Consider the following 19,848-nt stretch of genomic DNA (forward strand, 5'->3'; position numbering starts at 1 on the left):
CCGAAAGCTTGTAGTTTTGCCCCATGGAATACCCGTTGCCCGCGGCGGCTCGCCAGTACGTGGCTGAGCACCTGCATGCCGACCCCGCCCAACTGGCCCTGCAGGCCCGCCGCTACCCCGACCTCCCCGTTCCCGAATTGGTGCGCCAGATTCAGGCCCGCCAGAAAGCCCGCGTTAAGCTCCCCACTTGGGCGGCCAACACCGACCTGGTTTTTCCCCCTGCCCTTTCGGTCGAACAGGCTTCCTCCGACCGCACGGCCACGTTCAAAGCAGAGTTGGTACGTGGGGCTGAGCGCCTGGCCGACCTTACCGGTGGTTTCGGGGTCGATTCGGCCCATTTTGCGGCTACTGTGGGCGAGGTGCATTACGTAGAGCGCAACGCCGCGCTGGCCGAGGTGGTGCGCTATAACCTCATCCAGCTGGGCATTGCCAACGTGCAGTGTCACGCCACCGACGCCACCCATTTCCTGCGCGACTCGGCCGATGCGTTCGACTGGATCTACCTCGACCCGGCCCGGCGCGACACGGCGGCCAAAAAGATTTTTCGCCTCCAGGACTGCGAGCCCGACGTGTTGCGCCTGCTGCCGCTACTGCTGCGCAAGAGCCCGCGTATCCTGCTTAAAACCTCGCCCATGCTCGATATCGAGCAGGCCCTGCGGGAGCTGCGCCACGTGCGGCGGCTGTGGGTGGTAGCCGTGGATAACGAGTGCAAGGAAGTGCTCTATGAGCTGGGCGAAGAGCCCGCCATCGACCCCGAACGCTACACCGTGAACCTGCGGCGCGACGGAAGCCGGCAGGAATTCCGCTTCAACCGCGCCCGCGAAGCCCGCGCCATTGCCCGCTACGCCGAGCCTCAGCAGTTCCTGTACGAGCCCAACGTGGCCGTGCTCAAGGCGGGGGCGTTCAAGAGCGTCGGCTCCGCATTCGAACTGCTGAAGCTGCACCAGCACAGTCACCTCTACACTTCCGACACGCTGCACCCCGATTTTCCTGGCCGCAGCTTCCGCATTCTGGCCGTGGAGAAGTACGATGCCCAGGCCGTGCGCGCCCACCTCGGCCCCGCCGTGCGCGCCCACGTCACCACCCGCAACTTCCCCGACTCGGTAGCCGAGTTCCGCCACCGCACCGGCATCCGCGAAGGCGGCGACCTCTACCTGTTCGCCACCACCAGCCACGAAGGCAAGCTGCTGGTCTTGGTCTGCGAATCGTTGATGGCGCCGGTGCAAGGTTGAATCACAGGTGATGCAGTTGGAAATTCCACGGTAGGCCGGCGGCTGCGGGGCCGGCGTAGTCGAGGCCGATGCGGGGGCCGGCTATGATGCGGGCTTCGGGAATGGTTTCACCCTGATCGGCTATCCAGAGCAGGTCGCTTTGCAGATCGGTGCCGGTGAATTCGGGCGTGAGGCCCAGCGCCTGCGTGAGCATGCCCGGGCCGGCCGTGAGCCGGTTGGGTTTGATGGAGTTACCCCGGCGTTCCTGCATCACATCGAGGCCCACGAGCGGCTCAATGGCCCGAATGAGCACGGTGTCGGTTTTATCGGCTTCGTTGGTGCAGATGTTGAACAGCGTGTGGCGCTGATACACTTTGTACAGGTAGGCTTGGCCACCGGGTTCGCGCAGGGCCTGACTGGCCGAACTAAGGCGCTTGAGGTGCATCGTCAGCGAATTGTCGCCGTGGTGCGAGTACGCCTCGGTTTCGATGATGCGGCCGCCAGTAAGCTGGCCATCTAGGAGCGAGAAAACGTGCTTGCCCAGCAAGTCGCGGGCAATTCTTGTTGGGTCGGATCGGCGGTAGAATTCGGGTGGTAGCTTACGCATGGCGGTTGGGAGATGATGAGGTAAAGTGGAGTACGTCATTCTGAGCGAAGCCGAAGAATCTCTACCGTAGTGGTAATCCTCACGACTGTAACGATACGGTAGAGATTCTTCGGTTTCGCTCAGAATGACGTTTCTTTTCTCATCTCCCAATTCGCTGTCCTTACTTCTAACTTCCTCCACCTATCTTTGCCCCGTAAAGGTGGCCGGACCCCAATTGGGGGGCGAGGCTGAAAAGGGAATCCGGTTGAAAGCCGGAGCTGTCCCCGCAACTGTACGCTTCACGAGTCGGCGCGTCATCACCGGCCACTGTTTCGGCAGCTGTTTTCTTTTCTTCTGACGAAGAGAAGCAAGCGGCGGAAATGGGAAGGCGACGCGCCAGGAGCAAGCCAGGAGACCTGCCTTTGCGTTTCCCCATGTTCAGCGCCTGCGGAGGAAGGGCGGAGAATGAATGCAGTAGCGGCCTTTCGGGGCCGCAGAGTACCCTTCTGTTTTCGGACTCGGCTTCGGCCGGTTGGTGCTTCCGGCGCAAACCTGATGAAGTTTTGAACTGAATTTTTCGGTCACGAAAATTTTGGTTCTCCAGACATATTTCGCCGGGCGGCTTGCTGCCCGACTCGCGTTGCTCGGCAGCCTCGGCCTGCTGGCTGGTGCGGTGCGGCCCGCCAAGGCCCAGGCCCCCACCGATACGCTGCGGCTCCGGCAGCTGCCCACCGTGCGGGTGGCGGGGCTGCGGCCGACGCGCTTCGCCGTGGGCAGCCGCCAGCTGGTGCTCGATTCGCTGGCCCTCAACAACTACCGCACCGGCACGCTTGCCGACGCACTGGGGGCGCGCACCGCTATTTATCTGAAGAATTACGGGCCGGGGCAGCTGTCGTCCATCTCGCTGCGGGGCACGTCTGCCCGACATACGGCTGTTCTCTGGAACGGCTTCAACATCAACCTGCCCTCGCTGGGAGAGGCCGATTTTGCGTTGCTGCCCGTTAATGGCACCACGCAAATTGAGGTGCAGCCGGGGCCGGCGGGCGCCACCTACGGCAACGGCGCAGTAGGCGGCACGGTGCAACTAAGCGCCGCCCCAACCGGCCCCGCCGACTGGGGCCGGGGCTGGCACGGCACCGTGCAGGGCGACTACGGCAGCTTCGGGCTGGGCGCGGGGCTGGCGACGGCGGGCTTCAGCAACCAGAAAATAGCGTTGCGCACCAGCTTTAATTACCGCCGCGCCGACAACGACTTTCCGTATGGCGGGCGCGACGGCCAGGGCCAGGTGCAGCGCCAGGAAAATGCGGCGTTCCGGCAGACCAGCTTCAGCCAGGATGCCACGCTGCGGCTGGGCCAGCGCGGCGAGCTGAGCGCCGCCATATGGCTCACCGATGCCGACCGTCAGATTCAGCCCGGCCTCGGCACCAACAACACCAATGCCCTGGAGCGCGACCAGAGCCGCCGCCTCACGGCCGGCTACCGGCGCGTAAGCACCCGCAACGAGTGGGCCGTACGGACAGCCTGGTTTGAGGACGTTATCAACTACCGCGACGACCTGAGCGGCCTCAGTGAATCGACGGTGCGTACCAGCCAGGCTCAGGCCGAGCACACCTGGCGGCTGGCGCCCAACGCCTCGGTGCGGGTGGGAGCCGAGGCCCAGCACTTCGCGGCCCAGGTAGATGGCTACGGCGCGGCCCCGCGCACCGAAAACCGCTACTCGGGCTTCCTGCTGCTGCGCTACGACCCGCGGCCCCGGCTGCAGCTCTCCCTCAACCTGCGGCAGGCGGTGCTGCCGGGCCGGCAGCCGCCCCTCACCCCCACCGCCGGGGCCGAGTGGCTGGTGCTGGCCGCCGGTCGGCACGCGCTCAGCCTGAAAGGCAATGCCTCGCGCAGCTACCGCGCCCCCACCCTCAACGAGCGGTACTGGCGCCCCGGCGGCAACCCCGACCTGCTACCCGAAGAAAGTTTTGGCTACGAGGGTGGCCTGGCCCACACCTTCAAAACTACCGTCCTGACGCTGCAAACTGAGTTGACCGGCTACCAACAACTGATAGACAACTGGGTGCAATGGACGCCGGGGGCCTCGTATTGGTCGCCGCGGAACTTGCGGCAGGTGCGGGCCCGGGGCTTGGAGGCCAGCAGCACGCTGGGCTGGCAGCCGGGCGCGTACCGCCTCATGGCCCGGGGTTCTTATGCCTTCACAAGCACCGAAAAAACCCAAGGCACGGCCGCCGACGCCGACCCGGTAGGCCGGCAACTGCCCTTTGTGCCCCGGCACACCGTTGCGCTCAGCACCGACCATGCCTGGCGGGGCTGGCAGCTGGGCAGCACGCTCACCTACACCGGTTACCGCTACACCGATGCTTCGGCCACGGCGTTTTTGCCCGGTTACCTGCTGCTGAACGCCTCGGTGGGTCGCACGCTGGCCCTGGCTCCGGCCTGGCAGCTGCTGGTGCTGGCCCAGGGCTACAACCTCACCAACAACGATTACCAGAACTACCGAAACCGCGCCCTGCCCGGCCGCAATGCCAGCCTCAGCTTGCGCCTGCTGTGGCGGTAGCAGCAGGTGCTGCGCGTATTCGGTTGCCGGGTTTCAGGCTACTCTGCTACTCGCTGATTGCGAACCACTCAATACCAATAATTCACCAACAATCCTTACCAACCTTCTTTCCAAATGAAGTCATTTTCTGCTTTTGCCAGCCTGCCGGGCCGGCTGCTGCTGGGTAGCGCCGCGGCACTTAGCCTGCTGGCCTGCGACCCCAGCAACGACCCCACTCCCGGGCCGCCGCCCGTGGTTACAAACTCCGTTTTCGTAATTAACGAAGGCAATTATGGAAGCGCCAACGCCGATATCAGCCTGTTCAGCAAGGCCAGCGGCACGGTTACCAGCAAGGCGCTGTATGCCTCGGCTAACGGCAAGGCCCTGGGCGACGTAGCCCAGAGTATGGTGGTGCGCGACAGCCTGGGCTATATTGTGCTCAACAACAGCAACAAGCTTGAGGTAGTGTCGCTGGCTAAATTCAGCTCCAAGGCCCGGATTGAAAACCTGAAGTTCCCGCGCTACTTCGCCGCCGCCTCGTCGGATAAGGGCTACGTGACCGAAACGGTGGCTTACGGCAGCAACGGGCAGGTATCGGTTATCGATTTGAAAAGCAACAAGGTGTTGAAGCAAATTGCCGTAGGTGTGCAGCCCGAGAAGCTGGCCGTAGTAGGCGCCCGCCTGTACGTAACCAACAACGGCAGCAACACCGTCACGGTCATCAACACCGGTACCGATGTGGTAGAGGGCACCATTACGGTGGGCGACGGGCCCAACAGCATCGTGGCCGACCGCAACGGCCGGGTATGGGTGCTGAGCAGCGGTAAGATAGTGTACACCCCCACCACCGCTACCCGGCTCAGCAAAGGCAGCCTCTCGCAGATTGTACCTGGCCAGCTGACGGCTACAACCCGCGAAATGCCCTCGGATCAGAGCTCGCCCGGCAACCTGACTATCAATGGTAGCCTCGACCAGTTGTATTACACCTACCAGGGGGGCGTGTACACGCTGGGCCTCACGGAGGCTACGCTGCCCACTAAGCCCCTGATCAGGCGCGACTTTTATGGCCTGGGCGTCGACCCGCAGGATGGCACCATTTATGGTGGTCTGGCCTCGTTTACGGCGGACGACAAAGTGATTCGCTACCGCACTACCGGCGCGGCCATCGACTCGTTTACGGTCGGCATCGGCCCAAATGGCTTCGTGTTTTATTAAGCCCTACGGGTAGCTGCTGGCCCCCACCAAACCCCATTCGTAAAAAGCAAGGCCCCGCACTGCAGTGCGGGGCCTTGCTTTTTACGAATGGGGTTTGGTGGGGGCGAACAAAAGGTACTGCTTCTATCTTTTGCTATTAGTCTGCCAGCCCGTCGCGGTTGCGGTCGTGAGTGTCGGCGGCGTTTTTATATTGTTGTTCCAGCGTAACGCCGCTGGTATCCGGCTGCAGGCCCGAGGTAACTGAATCGGCGCCTTGGTTGTCGGGGCGCCGGGCACCGGGGTCGAGACTCTTGTTGTCGCCGAGTTCGACATTAGTGGCGCCGTTTTCGTTGCCCGTATTGCAGGCCGTCAGAAAACCGGTGAGCAGTAGGGCGGCGGCTAAGGGGCGGAGTAGGGTGATTTTCATGGAGTAAAGCGAATAGAGCGGGACTGGCCCAACAGAAACGGGTTACCTGTCTGTACGGCTGACCGCCCGACTGGTTTATGCGTATACTGCTTTCAGGCTCTGGCCGCACTACGTGGCCTGTCGCGTTTTTTGCTTTACCCATCTTATGCTATTCCCTATGACCCGTTTTCATCCCGCCTCTTACCTGACCGCCTGACGAGTAACTAAGGCAACAGCTTATATTTGCCCTCTACACGATCTGCCATGCCCCAACCCGCCAGCCGTTTTTCCACGTTGCAGCCATTGCTCCGGCAGTGGGCCGTGCTGGCCGGAATCAGCTTTGCATTGGCTCTGACCCTCACGCTATACTTATACGGAACCCAGGATCAGCTCTTTGGGCGGCTGTTTAGAGCATTTTTCGTATTTTTCTGGCTGATGGCTGTTACCTTTTTGGCAGCAGTTCCGTTTGTAAGTTGGGCAGCAGCCAACTGGTTTGGACCAACCTGGGCCGAAACGCCTGCCAGATCCAGGCAGCGCAAAAAGCCAGCTGCCGCCGTTTCTCGTACTCCTGCGCGTGCTGTAGCACGGCCGAAACCTTCCAACCAAAACCATCTGTGAAAACGCATCTGCTCCACATCAAAAATATGGTTTGCCCCCGCTGCATCGAAGCCGTGCGCAACCTTTTCGAACAGGCGGGCTACAAGCCTACCGATGTCACGCTCGGCCAGGTTCAGCTGGATGAAAACACTCCTGCTGACCTCACTACCGTGGCGCCACTATTGCGCGAGGCTGGTTTCGACGTGATTATGGGGCGAGCTGACCAGCTGACTGAACAGATTAAAACGGCCCTCGTGGAATACTTGGAGCACCTGCGTACCGCGCGAATGCCCCTGACCACCTCGGCCTTTCTCACCGACCGTTTCGCAGCTACCTACTCGCACTTGAGCAAGGTGTTTTCGCGCACCGCCAACCTCACCATCGAGAAGTATCTCATTCGGATGAAGATTGAGCGAGTAAAGGAAATGTTGAGCTACAACGAGATGACGCTGAGCGAAATAGCCGAGAAAATGCGCTACAGTTCGGGCCAGCACCTGAGCAACCAGTTTCGCCAGGTTACTGGTCGCTCGGTTAGCGAATTTCGCCGCGACCTGCTGCCACGCCGCCTCTCGCTCGACCAGTTGGCTTAGATTGCTAAGTCAGTACATAAAAGCCGAAGCCGCTCTGCTAACCTTTCCGGGTAGTTGTGCGGCTTCGGCTTTTCTGGACTGACTGCCTAATTACGTACGCATCAGGCCCGGTTCGTATGTAACCCAAAGCCCTGCCAATCGGTCTTTAGCCTATCCATTCAACTGCTTTACCAACTGACCGACTATGCGCTTCCTTTCGTTACTACCGCTACTGGCAGGGGCGCTGGTGGCCACGCCTGCCCTGGCCCAGCATCACCCCGCACCGCCGTCCACCCCCGCCGACACTGCCCGCCAGGCCATGCCGGGGATGAACCACGCCGGCCACAACATGCCCGGCATGAACCACGGGGCTACTATGGAAAACGGCAGCATGGAAAACGGCGGCATGGAGAACATGAGCCACGCCTACTCGCGCAACCTGCTCATGAACCGCAACGGGTCGGGCACGGCTTGGAACCCCGATAATACGCCCATGTATATGTGGATGCATCATAAAGGCGCGTGGATGATTATGAACCACGGGGCCATTACCCCGCGCTTCACCAGCCAGAATATCGGCCGCAAAAACGGGCAGCGCGGCGGCAGCACCTTCGACGCGCCCAACTGGTTCATGACGATGGCCCAGCGCAACATCGGCCAGAAGGGCCTGCTCAACTTCACGGCCATGCTCTCGCTCGACCCGCTCACGGAGGGCGGCAACGGCTACCCGCTGCTATTCCAGAGCGGCGAAGCCTACAAAGGCCAACCACTAGTCGACCGCCAGCACCCGCACGACCTGTTTTCATCGCTGAGTGTCGGCTATACCCACGCCTTCTCGAAGGATGTGGACCTGAGCCTGTACGTGGGCTACCCCGGCGAGCCGGCTATTGGGCCGGTGGCGTTCATGCACCGGATTTCGGCCATGCCCAACCCCGACGCCGCCCTGGGCCACCACTGGCAGGACGCCACGCACATTACGTTTGGGGTGGCCACGCTGGGGCTGCGCTACAAGCAGTTCAAGCTCGAAGGCTCCAACTTTACGGGCCGCGAGCCCGACGAGCACCGCTACAATTTCGATAAGCCCCGCGCCGACTCGTGGGCCGGCCGCCTGAACTGGAACCCCACCCCCGCGCTGGCCCTGCAGGTGAGCCGCGCCTTCATCAAGAGCCCCGAGCAGCTCGCCCCCGACGAGGACGTGAAGCGCACCACGGCCTCCATCATCCAGAGCAGCCAGTGGGGCGAGTACCGCTACATTACTTCGGCACTGGTTTGGGGCATGAATCAGCATGTACAGGGCGGCCATACCGACAAGGCCTCGCACTCGGTGCTGGCCGAAACCAACGTGCAGCTGGGCAAGCCGGCCGTGTACGGGCGCTACGAATTCGTGCAGAAATCGGACGAGGAACTGCAAATCGTGAGGTCCGATACTCCGACTGGCACGCACCCCACCTTCAACGTACACGCCCTCACAATGGGAGCCAACTACCGGGTAGCCCAGGTGGCAAAAATTGATTTCACGCTGGGCGCCCAAGCCACCGTGTACCGCCCCGAGGAGGCCATTCGCGGCTTTTACGGCAGCACGCCGGTATCGGGGCAGGTGTACCTGCGGCTGAACCCCTCGCTGATGCGTATGGGCAAGATGTAGGTAACGACGGGCAAGGCCGTACCTTTGCGGGCACCTTTCGCGCCGCCCGGCGGTTGCTTTCCGCACGGCTCGTTTGGCCTTTATCCTTGATTCCTTCGCGTTGACTTCGCCCACCGTTCTGCTTATCACCCCGCCGCTCACGCAGCTCAACACGCCCTACCCGGCTACGGCCTACATCAAGGGCTTTTTGGGCGGGCGCGGCTACGCCGTTACGCAGGCCGATTTGGGGTTGGAGCTGGTGCTGAAGCTGTTTTCGCGCGCGGGCCTGACGCGGGTTTTCGCCGAAATTGAAGCCGGCGACTTCCGGCTGAGCGACAATGTGCGCCGGATGATGCGGCTCAAAAACAGCTATTTGAGCACTGTTGAGCCCGTCGTGCGGTTTCTGCAGAACAAGGACAGCACCCTGGCGCCCCGCATCTGCCACTCGCGCTACCTGCCCGAAGCCAGCCGCTTCGACAACGTAGCCGATCTGGAAACGGCTTTTGGTACAATGGGCCTTACCGACCAGGCCCGCCACTTGGCCACGCTTTACCTCGAAGATCTGGGCGACCTGCTCAAAGAAACGGTGGGCCCGCAGTTCGGCTTTTCGCGCTACGCCGAGAAGCTGGGTATGTCGGCCACTACCTTCGACGAGCTCCACGCGGCCCTACAGGCTCCGCCCAACCTCCTCGACGAGTTGCTGCTGGAGCTGCTCGACGACCTTGTGGCCCGCGTGCAGCCCGACATTGTGGGCTTCACGGTACCGTTTCCGGGCAACCTTTATGGCGCGCTGCGCCTGGCTGGCCGCGTAAAAGAAACCAGCCCCGCCACCTACACCATAATGGGCGGCGGCTACCCCAACACCGAACTGCGCAGCATCAAGGAGCCCCGCTTCTTCGACTACATCGACTTCCTGACCCTGGACGACGGCGAAGGGCCGTGGCTGCGCTTGCTTCAAGCTATTAGCTGTGAGCTCTTAGCTATTAGCACTCCGTCGGATAAGCATGCTCAGTCGAATCCGAACGAAAAAACTATTCGCTATCCGCTAGCAGCCAACAGCTTGGCAACGCTGCAGCGGACGTTTCTGCGCAACGCCACCGGCGAGGTGGAATACATCAACCACCCGCAGCCCGACATTCCGCATCCCGAGGTAGGCACGCCCGATTATTCGGATTTACCGCTGGGCGAGTATTTGTCGGTGATTGAGGTGCTGAACCCAATGCATCGGCTCTGGAGCGACGGGCGCTGGAACAAGCTGACGGTGGCCCACGGCTGCTACTGGAAGCGCTGCTCCTTCTGCGACGTGACCCTGGATTACATCGGCCGCTACGAAACGGCCCCCGCTGCCCTGCTGGCCGACCGCATCGAGCAAATCGTGGCCCAAACCGGCCAGACGGGCTTTCACTTTGTGGATGAGGCCGCCCCGCCGCTGGCGTTGCGCGAGTTGGCCATCGAGCTGCTCAAGCGCCGCACCGGCATTACGTGGTGGGGCAACATCCGCTTCGAGAAAACCTTCTCGCCCGATTTGTGCCGGCTGCTGGCCGCCAGCGGCTGCATTGCCGTGAGCGGAGGCCTGGAAGTGGCCTCGGACCGGCTACTGGCCCTCATGGAAAAGGGCGTGACCATCGCCCAGGTGGCCCGCGTAACCGACGGCTTCACGCAGGCCGGCGTGATGGTACATGCCTACCTGATGTATGGCTTCCCCACCCAAACCACGCAGGAAACCGTGGATAGCCTGGAAATCGTGCGGCAGCTATTTCAGGCGGGCATTATCCAGAGCGGCTACTGGCACCGGTTTTCGATGACGGCGCACTCGCCGGTAGGGCGCAATCCGGCCAAGTACCAGGTGGCCGCCATCGGCCCCGAGCCCGGCCCCTTCGCCTGGAACGACCTCTGGCACGACGACCCCACTGGCACCGACCACGCGCAGTTCGGGCCGGGCCTGGCCAAGGCCCTTTACAACTACCTGCACGGCGTGGCCCTGCACGAACCGTTGGGCTTCTGGTTCGATTTTCGGGTGCCCAAAACTACGGTGCCGCGCCACGTGGTGGCCCAGGCCCTGCAGGAGCCCGCTAAACCCGATTTCGCGAAGCAAAACCAACGCCTGTTTTGGCTCGGCAATACCCCAGAGCTACACGTGGAAACCGGTAAGAAGGGCGGCCGCGCCGTACTCACGTTCTACGAGCAGGCCGAGGATTTCGAGTTGAAAGTATCCGCTACCATTGGCCCCTGGCTGCATAAGCTGCTTACCAGCCTCAGCAGTGATTATGGCACCAAAATCCTGCTCAAAGACGCGGCCCAGAGCTTCCCGGCCGGCCAGCCGTTCGGGCAGTTCCTGGAGTCGGCGGCGTGGCTGACATTGCGCGAGAAGGGCCTGCTGGTGCTATAAAAGGCGTGAGGGGCATCTTGCCTGCTGGTTAGCAAAATTTTATCTCGTCCCGGTGCTCAGTTTGGACCAACTATTGTCGGGGGCTGATATCCTTTCATTTTCCAGTTTAAAGCCCCCAGTTATGCACACCTCTTTACGCTTTTATGCCGCCACCGCCCCGCTATGCGCACTGCTGGCGCTAACGGCCTGCTCGAAACGCAACGACGCTATTCCCCAGCAGCCCGTGTTGGCCAGCTGGACGATGGACGGGCAGGAGCGCACCTCGACCAATACACGGGCTGAAACAAGTTTTGACAAGGTAGACGTCTATATCTACCAGAATTTCATGACCCCGAATTCGAACGGTACGGAGGTTACCGTATCGCTCTATATTCCAAAGCAGATCGGGACGTACACAATCGGCCCCAACTCGCAGGCACGGGCCAATTTCATCGACCTTGACACGAGCACCGGAGTAAACAAAGAGTCCTATACCGCCGAGGCTGGCTCCATCACTATTTCCACCCTCACGGCCACCAGCGTTTCGGGCACCTTTACACTCACGGGTACAGGGTACCTGAATAAGCAGTTGACGAAGAGCCTTACGAATGGCAAATTCACAGCAGCGCTGTAAGCCTGTAGCCAGGAAAGCCCGCCAGATAAACAGAGAGCCCAATAGCAAGACACTACTGGGCTCTCTGTTTAACTGACATAACGCTTCGGATCGGCTAGAAGCTGCCGTCTTTCACGCACTGCCGAATCAGGTCTTTCAGGCGGTCAATATTCTTGGTTTCCTGCGTTTTCATATCCATCCAGAACTGCTTGCTCTCCTTGGGGCCACCTTTTTCGGCGTTGGCAATGTACTGGTCGTAGCGCCACAGGGCATCGAGCCTAGTGTTCAGATCGTGCACCAAGTCGTGGGTATGGTTGGGAAGTCCTTTAGTTTCGCCGACATGCTTCTCGGCCTGGTCGTTGGCAGTTGCCATAATTACAGGGGGTTAAGTGGAAGGAATATATTTATCAAGGTAAACGGGAGTTTTCACGTTTCGGCCGAGACTAATTTATAAGATTCTGACATACAGACGACAGGATGCACTTTACGGGTCCGGCGTATCGGCCGACCAAAAATCAAGCTTTCAAAACGGCACTACCACCTTCACGCTCAGGTTGCGGCCGGGGCTGTAGATGCCCAAGCGGCCGGTGGGCGAGGCGCGGTAGTACTCGAAGTACTTGAGACGGTTGAGGTGGGACTGGTAGGCCACATCGAACAGGTTATCGGCCTGGAGCACCAGGTGCAGGACGTCGCGGCCGGTGGCGGTGCGCAGGGTGGTGCCCGCCCCCAAGCCTGTCAGCACGTAGCCGGACGTAGCCGTTTCGGCACCGTCTACGGCGTAGAAGCGGTTCTGGCGGGCAGTACCGGCCACCGAAACGCGCAGGTAGCTATCGGCTAATCGACGGCCGGGCTGGTCGGGCAGCGTAAAGCGCAGCTCGGTTTGGGCAGTAGGAGCCGGAATCAGGGGGAGGTAGCGGGCCGCAACGCCTTCCCGGTCGCGTAGCGTGGCATTTTTGTTGAGGCCGATTACCAAGGCCGCGCCCGAGCGCCAGCTCAGCCAGGGCAGTGCTGTAGGATGCACATTAAAGGCTAACTCGCCCCCGTAGAGGGTGGCCGCTGCCTGCTGAAACTTGTAGGTAGAGTTGCCAAACTGGTCGCTCAGCGCCTGTCCATTGGCATCAAACTGCTTGGCCTGGTAAATGAAGTTCTCGACGTGGTTGTAGAAGGCCTCGACGCTGGCCTCGAAGCCCGGCGACTTCCAAAGCACGCCCACGTCTTCCTGCCAGTTGAATTCAGGCTCAAAGCGGGGGTTGCCCAGGTAGATGATGTGGGCGCCTGGGTCGAGGCCGTTGGAGCCGATTTCGGGGATGTTGGGGGCGCGGTAGCCGCGAGCCACGTTGGCCCGCAACACCAGGTTCGGGCCCACCGCGTACGAGCCGCCCACACTGGCCGACACGCCCCGGTACACTTTATGGAAATTCGAAAATTGCCGCTCGGCCCCGGGTGTGCCGGCGGCGGCCCTGGTACCGAAACCAGTAGCCGGGTCGGTGCCCGTATAGAAGTCATTCCAACTCACCACGCGGGTATCGTAGCGCAGGCCGCCGGTCAACTCCAAGGCCCCAAAGCCCTTTTTCACTACTCCAAAGCCCCCGATATCAAATAGCCGGTAGGGCGGAATGGCGAAGTCGGTGGCGTTCAGGTGCTGGTTGTCCTGGCCCATGCCGTTCACGCCCACCGTCAACTCGTAGCCGTTAAAATCCTGGAACAGGTAGCGCGCCTGGTAGTTGAGCGTAGTCAGGCGCAGGTCGAGGCCGGGCTGGTTGGGTTCGGTGGGGTGGTTGAACTCCTGGCGGTGGTTTTGTTGCACACCCAGCAGCAGGTGCAGCTCGCCGGGGCCGGTTTTCAACTCGCTCGTAGCAAAGGCCCGGTAGTGCTGAATGTTCTGGTGCAGGTTGCTGATGCGGTAGCTCTTCAGCTCCGAATTGCTCACCACCGGACGGTTGTTGAAGTCGTCCTGCTCACCATCGAAGACCTGGCGGCTGAAGGCCCGGCTTAGCGAGTCGCGGCTGCCATCGGGTATTTCCTGCAGGTTATTGTAGGCCGTCAGCCACAGGCGCACATTGCCCCACTCCTGCTGCACGCCCACTATGCCCGTCAGGTTCAGCTCCCGAAAACCGGTATTATACACCCGGCCATCCACCGGGTTGCTGTAGTCGCGGGCCCAGCGGTGGCTACCCCGTAAGCTGGTCTGGAAGCCATTTTTCTGGTAGTCGAAGGCCAGCGACTTACCCACCAAGCCGTTTACCGACTGATATTCGGCCAATGCTTCGCCGTGCAGCTCACCGTTGGGGCCGGTGGGCAGGGCGGGCAGCAGATTAACTACGCCAGCTACGGCATCGGAGCCATAGAGCAGGCTGGCCGGGCCCTTTACCACTTCCACGCGGTCGAGACCGTAGCCGTCCACCTCAATGCCATGCTCGTCGCCCCACTGCTGACCCTCCTGGCGCAGCCCGTTGAACATGGTGAGCACCCGGTTGTAGCCCAGGCCCCGGATAAAGGGCTTACTGATGTTGGGGCCGGTGGTTACGGCGGCCAGGCCCGGCACCCCGCGCACGGCCGCATCAATGGCGTTACCATTGGCATTGAGGCGGATTTCGCGGCCCGTTATGGCGGCAATGGGTACCGGCGAACGGCGGATTTCGGTGCTCCGGCTCACGCCGGTAACGACCACCTCCTCCAGCGTACTCTCGGTCGATTGCAGCCGGACCGTCAGGACCTGGGCCAGCGGCAGCGTTACGGTTTGGCTGGCCATGATGTATCCCACCGCGCTAATCTGCATCGGCTGCGTCCCGGCAGGCAGGACGGAGAGCGTAAACCGGCCATTTTCATCGGCGGCAGTGCCCTTCTGAAGAGCCGGCAGGGCCACATTGGCGAACGGCACAGGCTGGCTCCGCTCATCAAGCACCACCCCGCGCAGCGTGCTGGTTTGGGCCAGGGCCGGCAGGGCCAGCAGCAGGGAAAAAAGCAGCGTAAGAACTGTCTTCATTTTAGTGGTGGTTAATTTTAAATTTAGATGTATCTAAACCTTTAGTCGAAAGAAAAGCCACAAGCGGGTTGCGGCTTTTCGGAATGATGATAGGGGGCTGGCCAAGCGTCCCAGGGTTGAAACCCTGGGCTGCGGAGCTAATTCCTGCTCACTAGCCCCGGGCTTCAGCCCTGGGACGCCTGGGACGCCTACGCCCCCGTGAAGAATTGGTACAGCAGGTAACCGTTCAGACCCAGAATAATGGCCGAAACTGCCCAGCAGACGGTCTGCAGCCAGGGCTTGTTCACAAACACGCCCATCTTGTGCTTGCTGCCGGTGAAGAGCACCAGCGGAATAACCGCAAAGCTCAACTGCATCGACAGAATAACCTGGCTCAACACCAGCAACTCGCTCGTGCCCTTTTCGCCGTAGAGAATGGTAACGATGAGGGCCGGCACCACGGCAATACCGCGGGTGATAAGGCGACGGACCCAGGGCTTCAACTTGATATCGAGAAAGCCCTCCATCACGATTTGCCCGGCCAGCGTACCGGTCAGGGTCGAGTTCTGGCCCGAAGCAAGCAACGCAATGGCAAACACCGCCGAAGCTGCCCCCGCGCCCAACACCGGCGTTAGTAGTTTATGCGCGTCGTAGATATCGGCCACGTCGCGCAGGTTGTTGTTGTGGAAGGCCGCAGCCGAAACCACCAGGATGGCCCCGTTCACGAAGAAAGCCAGAAACAGCGCGACCGTGCTGTCGATGGTGGCAAACTTGATGGCCGAGCGCTTCGCTGGTTCGGTAGGTTCGATGGCCCGGGTTTGCACGATGCTGGAGTGCAAATACAGGTTGTGGGGCATTACAGTGGCCCCCAGAATACCAATGGCCAGATACAGCGCGTGCGGGTCGGTCACGATTTGCGGCTTCGGAATCAGGCCTTCGGCCAGGGCGAAGTAATCGGGGTTAGAGGCGATTATTTCATAGACAAAGCAGCCGAAAATCACGAAAATCAGGCCGGCTACGATGCTTTCGATGATGCGGAAGCCCTTGCTCTGGAAGTAGAGTACCACCAGCACATCGGCAATGGTAAGGACCACGCCCCAGGTAAGCGGAATGCCGAAAAGCAGGTTGATGGCAATGGCCGAGCCAATGACTTCGGCCAGGTCGCAGGCGGCAATGGCAATTTCGCACAGCAGCCAGAGCACGAACGAAACGGGCTTGGAGTAATGGTCGCGGCAGGCCTGGGCAAGGTCGCGGCCCGTTACGATGCCCAGCTTCACGGCCAGGTGCTGGAGCAGTATGGCGAAGAAGTTGGAAATCAGAATAACCGACAGCAGCATGTAGCCATACCTGGCGCCGCCCTCGATGTCGGTGGCCCAGTTGCCGGGGTCCATGTAGCCTACGGCCACCATCAGGCCTGGCCCGGTGAAGGCCCAGAGTTTACGCCAGAACGAGGCTCCCTCGGCCGGCACCGTAATCGAGGCGTACACTTCCGACAGCGAATTGGCGCGGCGCGGAAAGCGCCAGCCGGCGTCCTGATCGAACGGCGTGGTGGGCGAAGCAGCGGTAGGAGCGGGTACGGGTTGGGACATATATGCCAGGATGGAAGCAGGCGGTTGACGCTGCTAAGGTAAGCAGTTCTTATTTTTTAGGCTAACCTAAATTTATTTTTTTAAGCATCTAGTTTACTCTGGGCAGCCAAAAAAGTTGTGTCTTCCTGGCAAAGCCGGAATTTTAGTGTGCCGGCTGGCGTCGAGTGGGGCCGCGCCAGTTGCTAGCTTTGTCCGGATTCCGCGCTTTTCCCCTTCTTTGCCCACTATGATGATGCCGCTCAAAACCCGCTACGCATTGCTTTCGCTCGTGGTAAGCGTGGTACTGGTAGGCGTAAAATTCTACGCCTGGGCCCTGACCGATTCGCAGGTCGTACTCACCGACGCGCTCGAATCCATCATTAACGTGGTGGCCAGCGGCTTTGCGCTCTACAGCATTTACCTGGCCGGGTTGCCCAAAGACGATAACCACCCCTATGGCCACGGCAAAATCGAGTATCTGTCGGTGGGCTTCGAGGGCGGGCTGATCCTGATGGCGGGGGGCTACATTTTCTACGCGGCGGTGCTGGCCCTGTGGGAGCCTCACACGGTGGCGCAGCCCGACTGGGGCATTAAGCTACTGGCCGCTACGGCCGTCGTAAATCTGGGCACGGGTTTTTTACTGGTACGCGCCGGCCGCCAGCACCACTCCCCGGCGCTGGTCGGCGACGGCCAGCACCTCTACCTCGACGCCGTGAGCACGTTTGTTTCGTGCGCGGCGCTGGGCCTGGTGATGCTCACCGGCAACGTGTTGTATGATGCGCTGGCCTCCCTAGTGCTGGGTGCGTTTATCGTGCTGAACGGCTTTCGGATGGTGCGCCGCTCGGTATCGGGACTGATGGACGAGGCCGACGTAACCACCGTGCAACAAGTGGTGGCTGAGTTGCAGGAGCACCGCGAGCCCGCCTGGATTGATGTGCACAACCTGCGGGTGCAGCGCTACGGCGCCAGCCTGCACATCGACTGCCACGTGACGATGCCCTACTACCTCAGCCTGGAGCAGACCCACGAGCATGTACATGGCATTGAGGAACTGGTGGCCCAGGAATTCGGTATACCAGTAGAAATGTTCGTGCACGCCGACCCGTGCACTTTCAGCGCCTGCTGGCACTGCCACGTTGCCGACTGCCCCGTGCGCCGGCATCCCTTCACCCAGGAAATAACCTGGACGCTGGCCAACGTGGCGAAAAACGAGCGGCACCGGCTGGAGGTAAACTCACCCCCTAACCCCCTCTCCGAAAAGGATAGGGGGGACTAAATCTTAGCTTTCTGGAGCTAAAGCAGTCATAAGTAAACCAGAGACTAAAAGATAGTTCCCCCTATCCTTTTCGAAGAGGGGGCTGTGGGGTGAAGTGCCATGCAAGGCTCACTCACTCCACCACCAGCCGCTGGGAGCGGCTGCCGTTCTGTACCAGGTACACGCCCGGCTTCAGGCGCTCGATGGAAAGCGTGAGCTGCATTTGGCCGGCCGCGAAACGTGAAGTTTGCACCCGGCGGCCCAGCGCGTCGCTGATGCTGACGGCGTCGGCTGCCAGAGCGGGCCGTTCCAGCGTGAGGGTGTAGCGGGCGGGGTTGGGCCACAGGCGCAGGCGCGCCGCCGCGGGGGCCGTAGTAGCCGTTACCACAAAGTCGCGGTTTTCAAGCACCAGAATCCGGTCGTCGGGGACGTTGGGGTTGCCACGGCCGTCGCGGTTGCTGGTGGCCACGTACACCCGGCCCTGGGGCGACACGCAGATGGCGCGCAGCCGGCCGAAGCCGGTAACATAATCGGTCCGCGCGGGAATGGCGTCGCCAGCGGCGTTCAGCGCCAGATCGGTGAGGCGGCTGCCTTTCAGCGACAGCAGCAGCAGGTGGTTCTGCCAACCCGGAATAGCGGGCGAGCTGTAGTAGGCCAGGCCCGCCACGCCCAGCGTGGGCGTCCAGGTGGTGAGGGGTTCGCGCACGTTATTCTGGCTGCAGAAGGCCTGCTCGGCGGGCAGGTCGCAGAGGCCTTCCACATTGGGCCAGCCGTAGTTGCGGCCGGGCTCGATGAGGTTTAGCTCATCGTCGTTGTTGGGACCATGCTCTGAGCTGTAGAGGCGGCCGGCCGGGCTGCGTGCGAGGCCTTGCGGGTTGCGGTGGCCCAGCGTGTACACCAGGCTACCCGGCGTGGGGTTGTTGGCCGGCACAGTGCCATCGAGGTTGAGACGCAGGATTTTGCCGTTGAGCGAGGCCGGGTTCTGGGCCTGCGACTGCTGCTGGGCGTCGCCGGTGCTCATGAGCAGGGTGCGGTCGGGCAGGATGAGCAGGCGCGAGCCGCTGTGGGTGCTGGTGGCCGGGATGCTGCCCAGCAGCACCAGCGGGGCGCCCAGCGTGCCGTTGGCGTACGTCAGGCGCACCAACTTTTCGAGGTAGACGCCATTTTCGGTGTAGTTGTACACCACGTACACATAAGGCGCAGTGGCGAAATCAGGATGCAGCACCATCCCCAACAGCCCGCCTTCCGAGGAAGTAGCCACGTCGGCCAGGGTAATAAGTGGGGTTACCGCGCCAGTAGCTGGGTTTATCCGACTGATGCGGCCGCCGCGCTCGGTCATCCAGATGAAGTTATCGGGCCCCCAAACCAGCTCCCAGGGCACCACCAGGTTATTTGCCAGGGCCGAAACGGTAACGGTAGTGGTGCCTACCGGGAAGGAGGTAACAATCGGCAAAGGGCTCTGGGCCGCTACGGGTACAGCCGCGAGCAGCAGGGCTGCTGTCAGCAGGGAGTGGATGCGATTCATGGTCAACGTTTTTGAGGAGGAAGACGAAGTGGTAAAAGGTAAGAAAAACGGCCAACTTGCGGCCCCGGTCCGCCGGTTTTGCCACCATCTGCCGGTTCTGCCGCTTCCCTACACCCTACCCTTCCATGTACACCGCCAGCTCCGACCCAAACCTCCTCGATGTGCCCCTGATTCACGAGTACCTCAGCCAGCAGTCGTACTGGGGCCTGGGGATGCCGCTGGAAACGCTGGAGCGGGCCATTGCCAACTCGCTCAACTTTGGCCTCTACGGCCCCGATGGTCGGCAGGCGGCCTTCGCCCGGGTGGTTACCGACCGCGCCACGTTTGCCTGGCTCTGCGACGTATTCGTGCTGCCCGAATTCCAGGGCCAGAGCCTGGGAAAGCAGCTCATGCAAACCGTTTTCGCCCACCCCGACCTGCAGGACCTACGCCGCTTCCTGCTGGCCACCCTCGACGCCCACAGCCTCTACCGCCGCTTCGGCTTCCAGGACCTAGCCGCCCCGGACAGGTACCTGGAAATCAAGAAAGCCAACCCCTACGGCGTGCCCACGGGGAATTAGTGGTTACCGAAGCAGCGCCCGACAATGCACGGCCTTTTGCGGCCATTTTCAAAGGAACACAAGTAATTTTACTCATTATTTTCCCATTGGTAGCGAAAGCAATATAGTGATTGAAAAATCGATCCAATAATTATGAATCTTTACTCCAAACACCTTCACGTAATACAGCGTCTCCACTATTTTACATCAAGGCATAGCCGAATTTATTATACACATGTAACAGCGGTAAGCAGTCTGCTTATATATCTAAATATCTATTCGTTTTATG

The 19,848-nt window shown here is 61.1% G+C and carries 16 protein-coding genes and 1 riboswitch; of the genes, 10 read left to right on the top strand and 6 right to left on the bottom strand.

Annotation, left to right across the window (positions count from 1 at the left end; translation table 11 throughout):
• Nucleotides 1-23 precede the first annotated feature (23 nt).
• Complete coding sequence (locus BLW21_RS05820) at nt 24-1,232, top strand: THUMP-like domain-containing protein (RefSeq protein ID WP_092738507.1); 1,209 nt, start codon at nt 24-26, stop codon at nt 1,230-1,232.
• Between the two features lies 1 nt (nt 1,233).
• On the opposite strand, the gene BLW21_RS05825 is transcribed toward BLW21_RS05820, so the two are convergent.
• Complete coding sequence (locus BLW21_RS05825; RefSeq protein ID WP_175470871.1) at nt 1,234-1,818, bottom strand: DNA-3-methyladenine glycosylase; 585 nt, start codon at nt 1,816-1,818, stop codon at nt 1,234-1,236.
• Between the two features lie 180 nt (nt 1,819-1,998).
• A riboswitch (cobalamin riboswitch) is annotated at nt 1,999-2,235 on the top strand.
• Between the two features lie 202 nt (nt 2,236-2,437).
• Here BLW21_RS05825 and BLW21_RS05830 point away from each other — a divergent pair.
• Both BLW21_RS05830 and BLW21_RS05835 read left to right on the top strand, forming a co-directional pair.
• Entirely contained in the window at nt 2,438-4,357 is a 1,920-nt protein-coding gene (locus BLW21_RS05830) for a TonB-dependent receptor plug domain-containing protein (protein WP_175470872.1), read from the top strand.
• Between the two features lie 114 nt (nt 4,358-4,471).
• A complete protein-coding gene (locus BLW21_RS05835) occupies nt 4,472-5,551 on the top strand; it encodes a DUF5074 domain-containing protein (protein ID WP_092738510.1) in 1,080 nt (359 codons plus the stop codon).
• A gap of 136 nt (nt 5,552-5,687) precedes the next feature.
• Here the strand turns inward: BLW21_RS05835 and BLW21_RS05840 are convergent, their stop codons facing one another.
• Nucleotides 5,688-5,957 carry a hypothetical protein gene (locus tag BLW21_RS05840; RefSeq protein ID WP_092738511.1) on the bottom strand — a complete coding sequence of 90 codons (270 nt, stop codon included), beginning with the start codon at nt 5,955-5,957 and terminating at the stop codon, nt 5,688-5,690.
• A gap of 243 nt (nt 5,958-6,200) precedes the next feature.
• On the opposite strand from BLW21_RS05840, the gene BLW21_RS21045 reads away from it, so the two are divergent.
• From BLW21_RS21045 to BLW21_RS05865, 5 genes are all read left to right on the top strand, one after another.
• Nucleotides 6,201-6,554, top strand: coding sequence for a hypothetical protein (locus BLW21_RS21045; RefSeq protein WP_139255094.1), 354 nt, complete (start codon nt 6,201-6,203; stop codon nt 6,552-6,554).
• Complete coding sequence (locus BLW21_RS05850) at nt 6,551-7,123, top strand: helix-turn-helix domain-containing protein (protein ID WP_139255095.1); 573 nt, start codon at nt 6,551-6,553, stop codon at nt 7,121-7,123. The genes BLW21_RS21045 and BLW21_RS05850 overlap by 4 nt, the downstream gene beginning before the upstream one ends.
• Before the next feature lie 184 nt (nt 7,124-7,307).
• Nucleotides 7,308-8,747: a hypothetical protein gene (locus BLW21_RS05855; protein ID WP_092738514.1), complete on the top strand. Its 1,440-nt coding sequence runs from the start codon at nt 7,308-7,310 to the stop codon at nt 8,745-8,747.
• A 73-nt stretch (nt 8,748-8,820) separates the two neighbouring features.
• Nucleotides 8,821-11,115, top strand: a complete 2,295-nt coding sequence (locus BLW21_RS05860; RefSeq protein WP_245711821.1) for a B12-binding domain-containing radical SAM protein — start codon at nt 8,821-8,823, stop codon at nt 11,113-11,115.
• Nucleotides 11,116-11,236: 121 nt separating this feature from the next.
• A complete protein-coding gene (locus BLW21_RS05865) occupies nt 11,237-11,728 on the top strand; it encodes a hypothetical protein (protein WP_092738516.1) in 492 nt (163 codons plus the stop codon).
• Nucleotides 11,729-11,822: 94 nt separating this feature from the next.
• Here the strand turns inward: BLW21_RS05865 and BLW21_RS05870 are convergent, their stop codons facing one another.
• The 3 genes from BLW21_RS05870 to BLW21_RS05880 form a co-directional block, all read right to left on the bottom strand.
• The gene (locus BLW21_RS05870; RefSeq protein ID WP_092738517.1) at nt 11,823-12,080 is read right to left on the bottom strand and encodes a hypothetical protein; all 258 of its coding nucleotides are present in this window, start codon (nt 12,078-12,080) and stop codon (nt 11,823-11,825) included.
• A gap of 150 nt (nt 12,081-12,230) precedes the next feature.
• Nucleotides 12,231-14,693, bottom strand: a complete 2,463-nt coding sequence (locus BLW21_RS05875) for a TonB-dependent receptor (protein ID WP_092738518.1) — start codon at nt 14,691-14,693, stop codon at nt 12,231-12,233.
• A 188-nt stretch (nt 14,694-14,881) separates the two neighbouring features.
• Nucleotides 14,882-16,261 carry an Nramp family divalent metal transporter gene (locus BLW21_RS05880; protein WP_092738519.1) on the bottom strand — a complete coding sequence of 460 codons (1,380 nt, stop codon included), beginning with the start codon at nt 16,259-16,261 and terminating at the stop codon, nt 14,882-14,884.
• A gap of 226 nt (nt 16,262-16,487) precedes the next feature.
• Between BLW21_RS05880 and BLW21_RS05885 the strand changes: the two genes are divergently transcribed.
• Nucleotides 16,488-17,516, top strand: a complete 1,029-nt coding sequence (locus tag BLW21_RS05885) for a cation diffusion facilitator family transporter (RefSeq protein ID WP_092738520.1) — start codon at nt 16,488-16,490, stop codon at nt 17,514-17,516.
• Between the two features lie 112 nt (nt 17,517-17,628).
• On the opposite strand, the gene BLW21_RS05890 is transcribed toward BLW21_RS05885, so the two are convergent.
• Nucleotides 17,629-19,020 carry a PQQ-dependent sugar dehydrogenase gene (locus BLW21_RS05890; protein WP_092738521.1) on the bottom strand — a complete coding sequence of 464 codons (1,392 nt, stop codon included), beginning with the start codon at nt 19,018-19,020 and terminating at the stop codon, nt 17,629-17,631.
• Nucleotides 19,021-19,145: 125 nt separating this feature from the next.
• On the opposite strand from BLW21_RS05890, the gene BLW21_RS05895 reads away from it, so the two are divergent.
• Nucleotides 19,146-19,580 carry a GNAT family N-acetyltransferase gene (locus BLW21_RS05895; RefSeq protein ID WP_092738522.1) on the top strand — a complete coding sequence of 145 codons (435 nt, stop codon included), beginning with the start codon at nt 19,146-19,148 and terminating at the stop codon, nt 19,578-19,580.
• The last annotated feature ends 268 nt before the right edge of the window (nt 19,581-19,848 follow it).

Source organism: Hymenobacter psychrophilus (genome assembly GCF_900107135.1).
Taxonomy (GTDB): Bacteria; Bacteroidota; Bacteroidia; order Cytophagales; family Hymenobacteraceae; genus Hymenobacter; species Hymenobacter psychrophilus.

Coding starts and splice junctions, on each gene's coding strand:
- BLW21_RS05820 (WP_092738507.1), top strand. CDS start 24: ATGGAATACCCGTTGCCCGCGGCGGCTCGCCAGTACGTGGCTGAGCAC.
- BLW21_RS05885 (WP_092738520.1), top strand. CDS start 16,488: ATGATGATGCCGCTCAAAACCCGCTACGCATTGCTTTCGCTCGTGGTA.
- BLW21_RS05825 (WP_175470871.1), bottom strand. CDS start 1,818: ATGCGTAAGCTACCACCCGAATTCTACCGCCGATCCGACCCAACAAGA.
- BLW21_RS05870 (WP_092738517.1), bottom strand. CDS start 12,080: ATGGCAACTGCCAACGACCAGGCCGAGAAGCATGTCGGCGAAACTAAA.
- BLW21_RS05835 (WP_092738510.1), top strand. CDS start 4,472: ATGAAGTCATTTTCTGCTTTTGCCAGCCTGCCGGGCCGGCTGCTGCTG.
- BLW21_RS05875 (WP_092738518.1), bottom strand. CDS start 14,693: ATGAAGACAGTTCTTACGCTGCTTTTTTCCCTGCTGCTGGCCCTGCCG.
- BLW21_RS21045 (WP_139255094.1), top strand. CDS start 6,201: ATGCCCCAACCCGCCAGCCGTTTTTCCACGTTGCAGCCATTGCTCCGG.
- BLW21_RS05895 (WP_092738522.1), top strand. CDS start 19,146: ATGTACACCGCCAGCTCCGACCCAAACCTCCTCGATGTGCCCCTGATT.
- BLW21_RS05855 (WP_092738514.1), top strand. CDS start 7,308: ATGCGCTTCCTTTCGTTACTACCGCTACTGGCAGGGGCGCTGGTGGCC.
- BLW21_RS05890 (WP_092738521.1), bottom strand. CDS start 19,020: ATGAATCGCATCCACTCCCTGCTGACAGCAGCCCTGCTGCTCGCGGCT.
- BLW21_RS05880 (WP_092738519.1), bottom strand. CDS start 16,261: ATGTCCCAACCCGTACCCGCTCCTACCGCTGCTTCGCCCACCACGCCG.
- BLW21_RS05840 (WP_092738511.1), bottom strand. CDS start 5,957: ATGAAAATCACCCTACTCCGCCCCTTAGCCGCCGCCCTACTGCTCACC.
- BLW21_RS05865 (WP_092738516.1), top strand. CDS start 11,237: ATGCACACCTCTTTACGCTTTTATGCCGCCACCGCCCCGCTATGCGCA.